The following is a 13,973-nucleotide window of genomic DNA, read 5'->3' on the forward strand; positions in this document are numbered from 1 at the left end:
TAGGAGATATAATGATTGGGTGATTAAAAGGATTGACGATTTTAGATTAAAAGATTCAGAGATTGGGTGATTGGAGTGATTATAATGTGATCTGGAAATAGCTAAAGGAGGATAATGGCGGGTAGTAAATGCCCGGGGATCATGGGGATAATTGAAAGGAAATTATTCCCGAAGCTAATTATTTTTCAAAGCTTTAAATTTTGAGATCATGAAAAAGACAATTCAATTCGTATTGGTAATGTTGATTCTTCTTGCGGGAGGAGTTTTAACAGGAATGGCGCAAAATTCAAATGTTGTATCACCTGAGTTTGAAATGATGTTGACAAATACAGCAAGGAGTGGAATAATTTATCGTACTCAAACATGTAGTCCTGGAGGAACTTTTCATGTTAGTTTTTTAGGAATTTTTAGTGGAGTACCTGATGTTATTCTTTGTTTTGTTCTACCTGGTGCGATTCCAAGATATAGAAATTTGGGACAAGTATCTGCATTTGTAAAAGCCGGAGTATGTGTGGAAGATGAAGGAGATTACTGGTTCGGGTGTTATGTTATAGATGAGCATGCAAATCCATATTTTGAATATAGATTATGTGTTACCCTTACCGTCTCTGGTCCTCCTATGGCGGTTATTACGGGGCAAACAGATCATTTAAAAATGAACAAGGTAAGTAATCCTTTCGCTCAATTGATTTGTACCCGAACAAAAAGTTTGATTTGGAGATCTAAAATGCTTGTATTGGCCTAAGTAAAATTTAAAACGAAAGATGATGGAGTTGCATGAACTGTTTTTGGTAGCGGTATACGAGGTAAAGCAACAGGGGCGGAGTTGGGTTTTTCGGTTTTTCGCTTTTTTGTCGTTGGTCGGAATAGTGGCTTGCCACATGTATTGGCAGGGACAGGGAGCCGACAACTGGAAGATGATGGCGTTGTCGTGCTCGATGCCGCTGGTAAACGCTTACCTGTATAGCGTGATGCAGTCGTTGTTTTTAGCGGTGATGATGGCGGATATTCCCCGGCGGCTGGGCCGTCCGGGGGCTCTCGATAGTCCGCGGGCTCGCCCGGCCGATAACGCGACTTTCTACTGGGGGACGATCGCGGGTAACTTGTTGCTTTTCGGGTTGGTGAATGTCACGGTGATAGTGGTTTCGGTTTTTATCGTTAACCTGACGAGCTTGGCCCCGGTAAGCTGGTCGTGTTATCTTTTTTACCTGTTGACGTTAAATCTTCCCTCGTGGTTATTTGTGGCTGGTTTTTCTTTATGGGTCAGCAGTATTTCGGGAGGTCGTTTCCCGGCGATCGTTCTTTCCGCAACCTGGTTGGCGGGCTGCTTGTTCTGGTTGCCTTATCACCAGCACGGGACACTCGATTACACGGGAAGCGGGTTGCCGAATCTTTTCTCGGAAATCACGGGACATATCAATCTTCCCCGTTACCTTTTGCATCGTTCGGCTTACGCGTTGATAGGTATGGGATTGTTAGCGTGGAGCGCGGGGAGGATGAAACGCTTGCCGAATCGCCGGGGAACCGGAAGAATTCACGTGCTGGGCGGGATCGCTCTTTTGCTTGTGGGCTTGACATGTGGCGTTTTGCTGGAGTCTTCCTACTACCGGGCTCGTTCGGTACGCTCGGCTTACCGGTCGAGCTTCGAGCGGAACTGGGAGGAGGCGACCTGCCGGGTAAAGAGGCACGTTATCCGGTTGCGTCAGTCGGGGCGTGTTTTGAAGGCAGAGAGCGATCTACTGGTTTATAACCCGGAAAAAGAGTCTTTACGCCAAATCGTGCTTTTCCTGAACCCGGGATTGCGGGTGGTTTCGGTTCAATCTGGCGGCGGGGATTTGCCGTACCGGCGGGATCAACAATTCGTCTTGATCGACCGGGCTTTGGGGCCGGGAGATACCTTGTCCTTGCGGTTGAAATACGAGGGTCGGGTCGACGATCGTTATTGCGACCTGCATTTGCCGGACAAAGCGTACGAGGACACGTTTCACGGGGATCGTTTTTTCCCGACGGGTCGTCGGGGGGCTTTCACCGGGAAGAATTTTCTCCTGTTAACCCCCGCGTGCACGTGGTACCCGGTGGCCATTCCCCCGGTGAATCCCTTTATGCCGTTAGCGACGGGCCGGGATTTCACCCTTTTCACGCTGGTCGTGGAAAATCCCTCGCAAAAAACGATTCTCTCGCAGGGCGTTCCCGAGCGCCTGAAAAACGGTGTTCGTTTTACCTGCCGGAACCCGTTGAACGGTATCTCGTTGTACGGGGCTAACCCGAGGGACTATCGTTTGGCGGTGGATGAAACGTTCGGTTTTGAAATTCACTCTTTCAGTCTCGTGAAAGAGTTGGCGCCTATTTTTTCGGGGGTTAGCCGGCAGGCTTTCGCCTCTTTGTGGAAGAATCCCCCTGTCATGTACTGGTGTAATTATAGAAACTTCCGGACGATGAGCTGGTACGAGGCAGGCTCTCCTTACCTGCACGTGTCGGAGGTCCCCGTTTCGTTTCGTTTAGCCTCCCACGTGGGAAAAACGTCGGCGGGACTCGTGGAGCCGGGAATGACTTTTATTCGGGAACGGGGATTCGACCTGGATATGGCGGGGGTGATGACTGCCGGAAAAATCAAAAACGGGAACGAATTTTTCGCGGTGACCGACGCTTTACACGGTCGATTGTTTAACGGCACGGTTCGAGAGAGGAGTAGCCACCCGCTTTGGGGTATGGGGCGGAAAGGAGAATATTATGAAAATAGACCTGTCGATTGGAGTATAGGTTCCTTAGGAGGAGACCGGAAGGTCTGGATACATTCTTTGGAAAATCCTTTTTTAGGGCATGTATTCGAGCAATTGCAAAACAGCGTGAATTCGTTTAACATGGACCAAAGTGGTTACGGGTTTATGTTCAGTCGGAATAAATCGAAATACGATTACCTGTGCGGTCACTCGTTACGGGATGTTTTATCCGATCAAAAATTGGACGATCGTTTTAAAAACAGTTTATTCTACACGAAGGTACAAGATTTATGGATCCGGTTAACGTTAAATATTCCCCAACGCCCGTTGAAAGATTGTTTGGATAGTTTGTACCGTTATCGTAAAGGGGAGATCGATTACGATTCGTTGGCAGATGTATGGACCGCCCGTTGGGGAGTGGATATGGATAGTATGGTTTCGGACTGGATCACGACCCGGCACGAGCAATTTTTCCGAATGAAGGGGGGAATAATGTATTATAATCCGAAGACGAGGATGTTTAAGGCGGAAGGCAAAATCATGAACATGGGTAAGACGGGTGGTGTGGTTTCTATCGAGTACGGGAGTATGATATCCGTGGAACGTTTCAGTTGTTATATACGTCCCGGTGAGGCTAAGGCTTTTACCTTTGTCCTGCAAGATTCGCCGAAGGGGAGATCTCCTGTGGATAGAGTAACGATCAATAATATGAACACGGGCTTGTCTGCTAATCGGCCGAATATTTTCCTTTTTAAAGGGGTGACCGTAAGGAACGATTCGGTTTGGGAGCCCGGTAGAGAGTGGCGGCCCATTCCCGCGGAGGAGTTTTTGGCCGACCGGAACGAGGGGGAGTTTATCGTGGATGATCAGGATCCCGGTTTCGAGTTGGTAGACGGCAATCTTACCTGGCTTCAAAAGTGGTTTCAAAAGGCTCCCGAAGTCCGGGATTTTTACGAAGGAGAGACTTCTCGTTGGGTTCCGGTGGTCACGATAGAAGCGGAAGGGGATTCGATTCAAGGATGTCATTGTATTAGCGGAGGGCGAGGGAAATCGACGGCTACATGGCGAGTCAACCTGCCGGAAGCGGGACGTTACCGGGTGATGGGGAAAGTGTACAGACAATCTCTTGTCCCCGGGCCTGGCAGACCGGGAGGTGTAGTTTATTACTACACGGTTTTTCACGGGGATAAGCCGGAAAAGGTAGAGGTCAATCTTGATGCTTTTCTCCGGGGAAATCCTTCCGGCTGGGCCTCTCTCGGGGAGTACGATTTTCCGGCGGGGGAAGCGAAAGTGGTGCTTTCCGATAAGGAGGTTCAGAGAAGGAAGGATGTGGCTATTGTGGCGGATGCGGTAAAGTGGATAAAAATAGAATGATTAAAGATATAATGATTTTGTGATTGAATAATTCGGAGATTAGATGATTGGAGTGATTGACGATTATAGATTTTAGATTGTAAATTACAAAAAAACAGTATCCAATCTACAATTTACAATGAATGTGGGTGATTGTCGGATGTATGATTGAAAGACGGCAAGGAGTGGAGGAATAAAAAAACCGCTTCGGGAAGAAGCGGTTTTTTTTTATATAAAGACAGTTGATTATACGTGTCCTTGAGCGCACATAGCTTCAGCAACTTTAATAAAGCCACCGATGTTGGCACCTTTAACGTAGTTGATCTTGTTACCTTCTTTACCGAATTTAACGCAAGTATCGTGGATGTCTTTCATGATCTGAGACAATTTAGCGTCTACTTCTTCAGCAGTCCAGCTATATCTCATAGAGTTCTGGCTCATTTCAAGACCGGAAACGGCAACACCACCGGCGTTAGCTGCTTTACCCGGAGCGAACGTGATATGCTCGTTCAAGTAGTTAACAGCTTCTGCAGTACAACCCATGTTAGAAGTTTCAACTACCATTTGGCAACCATTAGCTACCAATTGTTTAGCATCTTCTTCGTTCAATTCGTTTTGGATAGCGCAAGGGAATGCGATGTCGCATTTTACTTCCCACGGTTTACGTTTCGGGAAGAATTTAGCACCGAATTTTTCAGCATACGGAGCAACTACGTCGTTGTTGCTTGCACGAAGTTCCAACATGTAGTCTACACCTTCCTGAGTAAGACCTTTCTCGTCGTAGATATATCCGTCAGGACCAGAAATGGTAACCAATTTAGCTCCTAATTGAACTAATTTTTGAGCGGCACCCCAAGCAACGTTGCCGAAACCGGAGATAGCAACCGTTTTACCGGCAATTTTCTCGCCTTTTTCTGCCAACATGTGTTGAGCGAAATATACGGTACCGTAACCGGTAGCTTCCGGACGTACTCTTGATCCACCGAATTCACGATTCTTTCCGGTTAAAACACCGACGAATTCGTTGCGAATTCTCTTGTATTGTCCGAACAAGAAACCGATTTCACGACCACCTACACCGATATCACCAGCGGGAACGTCGGTGTCAGCTCCGATGTGTTTGCAAAGTTCAGTCATGAAGCTTTGGCAGAAACGCATGATTTCGTTGTCAGATTTACCTTTCGGGTTGAAGTCCGAACCTCCTTTACCTCCACCCATAGGAAGAGTAGTCAAAGAGTTTTTGAAAGTTTGTTCGAATCCTAAGAATTTCAAACCGCCGAGGGTTACTGACGGGTGGAAACGCAAACCTCCTTTGTAGGGTCCAATAGCACTGTTGAATTGTACTCTGTAGCCACGGTTGATTTGTACTTCACCTTTGTCGTCAATCCAAGGTACTCTGAACATGATTACTCTTTCAGGTTCTACCATTTTCTCAAGGATCTTATTGGCTTTGTATTTGGGGTTTGCCTGATAGGTATCCCAAACAGTTTCGATCACTTCTTGTACTGCCTGATGAAATTCGGTTTCACCCACAGTTTTAGCCTTTAAGGCGTCCATGAATTCTTTAATTTCTGTTCTCATTTTGAATATTGTTTAAGCAAAACTTTAAAAAAACATCTTTGTATATTCGAATTTTATAAATTCGCATCAAAGGTATGTTTTTGTTTATGATTCCAAAAGTTTTTTCTATTATTTTTTATCAGGTGCAAACGTTATAATAATTAAATATTAATATGTCATTCGTCCGAATACTATGAATCTGTAAGAAAATCATTTATAGGAGCATATAATTTTTTCCGGGTAATCGGGAGATAATTCCCTCTAACTCCAATTTCAGGAGCAGGGAGGAGAGGGTAGGGATCGGTATGCCGGTCGATACGTGAAGTTGGTCGATATCCTGCGGGCCTTCTCCTGCCAGATGTCGTTTGATGGTCTTTTCCATGTCGGTTTCTCCTAAAAACGGAAGAGACATTTGTCGGGATAACGAAGGTCGATTTTCCCAGTGAATAATTTTAAGAATATCATCGACGTGCTCGACGAGAGCCGCGATATTTTCTTTGATCAGCAAATTGCAACCGGAAGAGAGAAGATCTTCCGGTCTCCCGGGCAGGGCCATTACCTCTCGGTTGTAAGAGAGCGCTTGCCTGGCGGTAGCCATAGCTCCTCCTTTAATGGCGGATTCCGCAACCAGAACGGCTTCGCTCATCCCGGCAATAATTCGATTCCGTTGTAAAAAATTGATAGGTAATATGGGGGCACAGGTGGGAAATTCACTAATGAGTGCTCCTCCCTGAGAAATAATTCTGTCGGCGATCTCTTTGTGGCGGGCGGGATAGACCATGTGTAAACCGTGTCCCAAAACGGCCCGGGTAATGAGGTTATGCCGCAGACAGGCTTTATGTGCGGTTATATCGATTCCGTAAGCAAGTCCGCTAACAACGAGGGGGCGATATCCCATTCCGGCAATTTGTTCTATGATGAAATCTATCCGGTTTTTGCAGCGTTCGGATGCTTTACGGGTTCCCACGATAGCGATGGTTTTATCTCCGGATATTGTCAGTCGACCTTTGTAAAAAAGGACTAAAGGGGCGTCTTCGCAATGTTTTAACAGAGGGGGATATTCCATGTCTTCGATGAAACAACACGCTATCTCTTCTTTTTGCATGATATCTAATTCTTTTTTAGCCAGATCCAACCATTCTTTCTGTTTTATTTCAATGTTTTTCCAATGAAATTCTTCCATAAGTATTTGCAGGGCGTTTTTGCTTTCATGGAAAAATCCTTCTACGCCTCCGCATCTTTCGAACAGGGGGAAAGCGAGTTTATTGTTTAACTTCGAGGTCATTGTGATGGCTACTTGACATAACAATGAATTTGTCGCATCCATAATAAATTGAGTTTAGATACCAAAGATGTCGCGTACGGGTGAATTTTACATACTTAACAAAATTAAGTATTTAATAGAAGAAAATCAATAGTTTTCATGAGTATCGGTTTTAGGGGGTCTTTTTGAAACGAAGGCGGATCATTTCACGCAACTTTTGATGCAACTCTGGCCCGGTTATGGGTTTGGACATATAGTCGTTACAGCCCGCATCCAGAACTCGTTGTCGATCACTATCGAAAGCGAAAGCCGTCACGGCGACGATAGGAACGTTTTTATCTGTTTTCCTGATCTCTTTTGTAGCTTCAATTCCGTCCATGTGAGGCATTTTGATGTCCATGAGGATGAGATCGGGATGAATCTCTGCGGCCAGTTTAACGGCTTCTACTCCATCGACGGCGCGGAATAAACGGTAATCTTTTTTTAAGATGGCTGAAACAAGTAAAAAATTGCTATCCGTGTCTTCGGCTACTAATATGGTCGGTTGGGAAGGATTTGGAAAAAGATGTGCAGGTTCGATTGCTTTTATTTCTGTGGTTTCAAAAGATAATTTAAGTTGTACATCGGGGTGGAACGGGTGTGTAAACCAGAAACAGGAACCTTTCCCTTCCTGTGATTCCACTCCGATTTCTCCTCCCATTTGTTCTGCGAGGCTTTTGCAAATGGAAAGGCCTAATCCTGTTCCCTGAGCGAAAGAGTTTAATTTGATAAAGCGTTCGAATACGTTGTTTATTTTGTCTTTGGGAATACCTGTTCCGGTATCTTTGACATAAAATTTAATCTCTTCCGGTCCGCTTTGGTAGTAACCGAGGGTGATGCTGCCTTTAGACGTGAATTTCAGAGCATTATTGATGAAATTCGTGATGATTTGTGTCAGGCGATTTTTGTCGCTATTGATATGACACGCGGGTAAATGTTGCTCGAAAAGAATTTCGATATTGTTTTCTTCTGCTTTCAAGCTGAAAGAGCGGATGATTTCTTCACATAACTGGTTTACGTTGACATCGCTGTTTGTAATATCCAATGTTCCGGCTTCTATTTTTGACAAGTCCAAAATATCGGAGATCAATTGCAATAACAATTCGTTGTTTTCCTGTACAATATCGAAATAGGCAGCCCGTTCGTCCCGGTCATCCGTTTCCGTCAAAAGATTTGAGAAGCCTACGATAGCGTTTAAAGGAGTTCGTATTTCATGACTCATATTAGCTAAAAAAGCGGATTTCAGCCGATCGCTTATTTCAGCCCTGTTTTTCGCTTCGATAAGTTTTTTCTCCGTTTCTTTTAATTCGGTGATATCGTAATTCACACACAGCATTTCGAGTTTGCCGGTATCGTTGTTCATGGTATTGCGCATCACATTGATTCTTGTCCATTTCCAGCCCTCTTCCGTATGAACTCGTAAATCCCGGCTAAAATTATCGGTCTCGTGTGCTTTTACTTTTCGTATGGAGTCCAAAATATAAGCTTTGTCTTCTTCATGGACATGATTGTAAACGCCGATGATCTGTGGCAATGGAGTTGTTTCGTGTTCTCCTAAATTTCGATACCATTGGGCAACTCCGTATCCGTTTTTCGTGAATAAGTCGAATTTGCAATAGCCGATTTTACCGAATTTGCTGATGGCGGAAAAAGAACTTTCGAATTCCGCTATTTTACTGTAAGCGTTGCTGATTTCCGTATTATCGATGTTAATAAACAGATAATGTATAAGATTGCCTTGTTTATCGTATAACGCACTTACCGTCGTGTATATCTCGATATTTCCTTTTTTTGTCGAGGAGTAATAATGTTCGATAGATTTGAAGGAATAGTTGAGCCGGAAAGAGACGGGTTCTTCTTTTCTAATTTTTTCTATGATTTCCGCCGGAATGTTGGGATTTTCAAAAATACTGACACCCAAAGCATCTTCTTTCCGTTTGAGGCCGAATATTTCCAGATCTTTTATATTCATATCAACCAATTTTCCGGTTTTGTCATACAGTTCGATTCCTGCCGGCAGGTTATCGTATATGTTTCGGAGAATTTTTTCGCTTCGATCCAGAGCCTCGTGCGTGTTGTATGATTCCGTTATGTCGGAGATGAGGCAGATGACTTCATCTTCTACCGTCGAATAGATAATGGCGTGGCAATGTTTTTTGAGAGGTTCTATATAATAATTTACATCGGCGTGTTTCTTGGTATGTAGGATATCCTGGAGGTAGACGAGTTCTTCTTTCAGGTTTACTCTCAATTCGCTGGCTTTATGTCCGATGTATTTTTCGACGTTATAACCATTGATTTCTCCCGCGGCATAATTAGCGTCTACGAATAGATAATCTATCGGTTGGCGATTGGAATCGTACAAGAGTTTTAACCTCGTGTAACCCAATGGCATGTGTTTGTAAAGGTTTTGCAAGTAAGTTCGATCGATTTGAGCTTCATGCTCCGATCTTTGCAATCCGATACATATATTGATAATGTTGGCGAGAGAGGTGAACCACTGACAATCTTCGTTACTCCATTCGTGATGTTCTTCCACGACGTCGATACCCACGTAACCCCATACTCCCTCATGAGAGATTAAGGGGGCGACAATGATGGATTTGATTTCCTGAAGGGCTAAAAATTCTTTTTCGATATAAGCCTCTTCCGGGAGCTCATTTAAATCGGAAAGTATGATATGTTTTTGTCGGGTAATTTGTCGCGTCCACCATGGAGATTCCTCCATGGGCATATCGTTGATTCGTGACTGTTCTTTATTCACGTTGGAGTCTGTGACTTCATAAGTACAAGTTTGTGTCTTTTTTTCCCAGTTATACTCAATGATGTAAGCCCTTCCGCCTTTGAATTGTTCCAGGATATTTTCAAGAATCTTGTTGATAACGGTATCGGCCGTATCGGATTGGAGAAAAGAGAGCAGCGTGTGTGAAATGGTATTTAACTGGTATAATAAATTGTTTATTCTTAAAAGGGATGCTTTTTCCGGTTGAGTTACTTCCGGATTAGGGATGATCTGGATAAATCCGGAAATGGAGGAGTTACCTTTTTCGTCCGTTTCTTTATGGATTATTTTGGAACGTAACCATATCTCTCCCGAAGGAGTCTGGATCGGAAAGGTTTGGTCGTAGAGGTATTGATTCTCGATGTTTTCAATTTCTTTCATGATACGGGCACGGTAATCTTCCCGTATCATCTCGGTAAAGGTTTTGAAGCGGATGATGTTACTATCTAATTTTAACATTTTTACCGCGATGTCGGAGAGAACGTATCCTTTTTTTTCGTGGTCTACTTTCCACCATCCTATTTTCAGGTCTGTCAGAATACGGTCTATCGTCTTTTTTTCTTCAAATAGTTGTAGATCCACAGTATTTAAATTTATCATTATGAATGATGTATGTTATTATCGAGTCGATATTTTCTCCTCTTCGTATTATTCAAGCAAAGGAAAAAGGGGTCTATGCTTGTCCGTATGCCTTCACTTTGAATTATCAAATATGGAAAAAATATTTTTCATTTTGTCGATTTATTTTTTCACTTTTTAGAAGATAATGGAAATAGATCTATATTGTTATATTTTCGCCGTATTATTTGTCATTGTTGAGTGGTAAAATGTTTCTTGGAAAGGTGCTGCTTGCTTTATTTAGTAAACATTAACAATCTTCGTTTTTGGCTTTAACCCGTCTTCATTTTAAAAAATCCTTAAGCTGTTTTTTATTTTGTCGTTTGGTTTAATCCCGGGGGGAGTGCTAACTTTCTCACAATCTTATACTTTTTTGCGAAAAAATAGATAGAATGTTTGGTGATGTGGTTTTTAGTTACTACATTTGCGGGCCAAATTGAATAAAAGTAACTAATTTAAAAGTACTTGTATGCCAACTATTCAACAGTTAGTAAGAAAAGGAAGAAAAAGAATTGAGGATAAGAGTAAAGCTCCGGCTTTAGATTCTTGTCCGCAAAAACGCGGGGTATGTGTACGTGTTTACACGACGACTCCGAAAAAACCGAACTCTGCAATGAGAAAGGTAGCCAGGGTTAGATTAACTAACGGAAAAGAAGTGAATGCTTATATTCCGGGAGAAGGACACAATCTGCAAGAGCACTCTATCGTGTTAATCCGCGGTGGTCGTGTGAAAGACCTTCCGGGTGTACGTTATCACCTTGTTCGTGGAACCTTGGATGCTGCCGGTGTAAACGGTCGTTTGCAAAGTCGTTCCAAGTACGGAGCTAAAAAACCGAAAGCAGGTAAAACTCCGGAAAAAGGTAAAAAGTAGTTATTAACAGGAATTGTTTATGGGTTGTTCCCGAGAGTTGAGTAAATGGTCGGGAGACCGTTGAAGACCAAAACGGGCAGCTGACGAACGAATTCGTAAACGTAGGAAGAAATGAGAAAATCAAAACCAAAAAAGAGAATCCTGTTACCGGACCCGAAGTTTAATGATGTATTAGTAACGCGGTTCGTTAATGATTTAATGGTGGATGGTAAGAAAAGCATCGCCTTAAGTATTTTTTATGATGCTATCGATATCGTAGAGGAGAAGATGGCGAAAAAAGAAGAGAAACCGGCTTTGGATATTTGGAAGCAGGCTTTGGAGAACATCACTCCTCAGGTAGAGGTGAAAAGTCGCCGGGTGGGAGGTGCTACTTTCCAGGTGCCGATGGAAATTAATCCAATAAGAAAAAGATCAATCTCTGTAAAAAACATGATCTTATTCGCTCGTAAGAGAAGCGGTAAGGGAATGGCTGAGAAGTTGGCTGCCGAAATCATGGCTGCTTACAAGGAAGAAGGTGCGGCCTTCAAGAAGAAGGAGGATATTCATCGTATGGCAGAGGCCAATCGTGCTTTTGCTCATTTCAGATTTTAAGGAGGGGATAAAGTAAGAAAATGGCAAAAAGAGATTTACATTTTACGAGAAATATCGGTATCATGGCTCATATTGATGCCGGTAAGACAACAACGACAGAACGAATCCTGTATTTCACGGGGGTATCTCACAAGATAGGGGAGACTCACGATGGTACGGCTACCATGGACTGGATGGTTCAGGAGCAAGAGAGAGGTATTACCATCACTTCTGCCGCGACCACTTGTTTTTGGAAATATCAGGATAAAGAATATAAAATCAATATTATCGACACTCCGGGACACGTTGACTTTACCGTGGAGGTAGAGCGTTCCTTGCGTGTATTGGATGGAGCTGTGGCTCTATTCTGTGCCGTGGGTGGAGTAGAGGCTCAATCGGAAACCGTTTGGCGTCAGGCAAACAAGTACGGAGTTCCAAGAATCGCTTTCGTGAATAAAATGGACCGTTCAGGTGCTGACTTCTTTAAGGCAGTACGCGAGATCCGTGAAAAGTTGAAAGCTAATCCGATTCCGCTTCAACTTCCGATCGGTGCTGAAGAAAACTTCCAGGGTGTGATCGATTTGATTGAAATGAAGGCTTACGTGTGGGAGAATGGAGAGATGACGGCAACGGTAAAAGAGATTCCTGCCAATATGTTGGCTGAAGCTCAAGAGTGGAGAGAGAAGTTGGTAGAGGCTGCTGCTGTTCAGGACGAAGCATTGATGGAACGTTTCTTTGAAGATCCGGATTCGATTACCGTGGAGGAATTAAAGGCTGTGGTTCGTAAAGCCGTGATAGCGATGGATTTCTGTCCGGTAATGTGCGGTTCTTCTTTTAAAAATAAAGGAGTTCAGAACCTGTTGGATGCGGTAATTGCTTATTTGCCTCATCCGTTGGATATTCCGGCTGCTGCAGGTACGGATCCGAAAACGGGAGAAGAGAAAATTTTCGAGATCGATCCCGAGGCTCCGCTTTCCGCGTTGGCATTTAAGATCGCCACGGATCCTTTCGTGGGACGTTTGTGCTATACGCGTATTTATTCCGGTAAGATCGAAGCGGGTTCGTATGTATATAATCCGCGTACAGATAAAAAAGAGCGTATTTCGCGTTTATTCCAGATGCATTCAAACAAACAACAGCCGAGAGATGTTCTTGAGGCCGGTGATATTTGCGCTTGCGTCGGGTTTAAGGATATTCGTACGGGGGATACCTTATGTACCGAGGAGAATCAGATCGTACTGGAGAGTATGACCTTCCCGGAACCGGTGATCGGTATCGCCGTGGAACCGCTTACGCAAAAAGATACGGATAAGTTGGGAATGGCTTTGGCCAAGTTGGCTGAAGAGGATCCGACTTTCCGCGTAAAAACGGATGAAGATTCGGGTCAGACCGTTATCAGCGGAATGGGAGAGCTCCACTTGGATATTATTTTGGACCGTCTGAGACGCGAGTTCAAGGTAGAGTGTAATCAGGGTGCTCCTCAGGTTGCTTACAAGGAAGCTATTACCGGTGTATTCGAACATCGTCATGTATTCAAAAAACAGACGGGTGGTCGCGGTAAATTTGCCGATATCATCTTCCGGATGGAGCCGGCTGAAGAAGGTAAAGAAGGTTTGACTTTCGTGAACGAGGTAAAAGGCGGTAATATTCCGAAGGAGTTTATCCCCTCCGTGGAGAAAGGATTCAAAGAGGCTATGGAGAGTGGTGTGCTGGCGGGTTATCCGTTGGAAAGCTTAAAGATCACGTTGATCGACGGATCTTTCCACCCGGTAGACTCCGATGCATTATCTTTTGAAATGGCTGCCAAAATAGGTTATAAAGAGGCCGCGCAAAAGGCTAAACCGGTATTATTGGAACCCGTGATGAAATTGGAAGTAGTTACTCCCGAGGAGTATATGGGTGACATTATCGGAGACTTGAATCGTCGTCGCGGTCAGGTGGAAGGAATGGAATCCAGAGCCGGAGCCCGCGTGATCGAGGCGAAGGTACCTTTGTCCGAGCAGTTCGGTTATGTAACCGTATTGAGGACGTTATCATCCGGTCGTGCCAGTTCTTCTATGGAATTCTCTCATTATGCCGAGGTTCCGAAGGGAATAGCCAAGGAGGTTGTTGAAAAGAATAGCGGAAGAGTAGACTTAGTATAGAATTTTAGATTACCGATTTACGATGTAGATTGTTTTCAATCGAAATCGTAAA

General features: G+C 44.0%; 8 protein-coding genes. 5 read left to right on the forward strand and 3 right to left on the reverse strand.

From position 1 onward, the window contains the following. Window positions 1-208 precede the first annotated feature (208 nt). Together DMB45_RS05290 and DMB45_RS05295 are read left to right on the forward strand one after the other, a co-directional pair. Window positions 209-745 carry a hypothetical protein gene (locus DMB45_RS05290; protein WP_041503083.1) on the forward strand — a complete coding sequence of 179 codons (537 nt, stop codon included), beginning with the start codon at window positions 209-211 and terminating at the stop codon, window positions 743-745. 19 nt (window positions 746-764) lie between these two features. Continuing rightward, window positions 765-4,094, forward strand: a complete 3,330-nt coding sequence (locus DMB45_RS05295; RefSeq protein WP_110688539.1) for a golvesin C-terminal-like domain-containing protein — start codon at window positions 765-767, stop codon at window positions 4,092-4,094. 225 nt (window positions 4,095-4,319) lie between these two features. Here the strand turns inward: DMB45_RS05295 and gdhA are convergent, their stop codons facing one another. The 3 genes from gdhA to DMB45_RS05310 all read right to left on the reverse strand — a co-directional run bounded on the left by gdhA (window position 4,320) and on the right by DMB45_RS05310 (window position 10,300). Further along, window positions 4,320-5,654, reverse strand: coding sequence for an NADP-specific glutamate dehydrogenase (gdhA, locus tag DMB45_RS05300; RefSeq protein WP_041503081.1), 1,335 nt, complete (start codon window positions 5,652-5,654; stop codon window positions 4,320-4,322). 193 nt (window positions 5,655-5,847) lie between these two features. Next, the gene (gene dprA, locus DMB45_RS05305) at window positions 5,848-6,960 is read right to left on the reverse strand and encodes a DNA-processing protein DprA (protein WP_041503080.1); all 1,113 of its coding nucleotides are present in this window, start codon (window positions 6,958-6,960) and stop codon (window positions 5,848-5,850) included. Window positions 6,961-7,069: 109 nt separating this feature from the next. Beyond that, window positions 7,070-10,300 (reverse strand): ATP-binding protein, encoded by a 3,231-nt coding sequence (locus DMB45_RS05310; RefSeq protein WP_236685013.1) that lies wholly within the window; start codon window positions 10,298-10,300, stop codon window positions 7,070-7,072. A 505-nt stretch (window positions 10,301-10,805) separates the two neighbouring features. Here DMB45_RS05310 and rpsL point away from each other — a divergent pair. The 3 genes from rpsL (at window position 10,806) to fusA (ending at window position 13,921) form a co-directional block, all read left to right on the forward strand. Then, complete coding sequence (gene rpsL / locus DMB45_RS05315) at window positions 10,806-11,207, forward strand: 30S ribosomal protein S12 (RefSeq protein ID WP_041503079.1); 402 nt, start codon at window positions 10,806-10,808, stop codon at window positions 11,205-11,207. 111 nt (window positions 11,208-11,318) lie between these two features. Beyond that, window positions 11,319-11,798, forward strand: a complete 480-nt coding sequence (gene rpsG / locus DMB45_RS05320) for a 30S ribosomal protein S7 (RefSeq protein ID WP_041503078.1) — start codon at window positions 11,319-11,321, stop codon at window positions 11,796-11,798. Window positions 11,799-11,818: 20 nt separating this feature from the next. After that, window positions 11,819-13,921: an elongation factor G gene (gene fusA / locus DMB45_RS05325; protein ID WP_041503077.1), complete on the forward strand. Its 2,103-nt coding sequence runs from the start codon at window positions 11,819-11,821 to the stop codon at window positions 13,919-13,921. Window positions 13,922-13,973: the final 52 nt, after the last annotated feature.

The organism is Sanguibacteroides justesenii (genome assembly GCF_003204205.1).
Taxonomy (GTDB): domain Bacteria; phylum Bacteroidota; class Bacteroidia; order Bacteroidales; family Marinifilaceae; genus Gabonibacter; species Gabonibacter massiliensis.

Bases quoted from the DNA above. Each gene is read 5' to 3' on its own strand.
- DMB45_RS05290 (WP_041503083.1), top strand. From the start codon at position 209: ATGAAAAAGACAATTCAATTCGTATTGGTAATGTTGATTCTTCTTGCG.
- DMB45_RS05295 (WP_110688539.1), top strand. From the start codon at position 765: ATGATGGAGTTGCATGAACTGTTTTTGGTAGCGGTATACGAGGTAAAG.
- gdhA (WP_041503081.1), bottom strand. From the start codon at position 5,654: ATGAGAACAGAAATTAAAGAATTCATGGACGCCTTAAAGGCTAAAACT.
- dprA (WP_041503080.1), bottom strand. From the start codon at position 6,960: ATGGATGCGACAAATTCATTGTTATGTCAAGTAGCCATCACAATGACC.
- rpsL (WP_041503079.1), top strand. From the start codon at position 10,806: ATGCCAACTATTCAACAGTTAGTAAGAAAAGGAAGAAAAAGAATTGAG.
- rpsG (WP_041503078.1), top strand. From the start codon at position 11,319: ATGAGAAAATCAAAACCAAAAAAGAGAATCCTGTTACCGGACCCGAAG.
- fusA (WP_041503077.1), top strand. From the start codon at position 11,819: ATGGCAAAAAGAGATTTACATTTTACGAGAAATATCGGTATCATGGCT.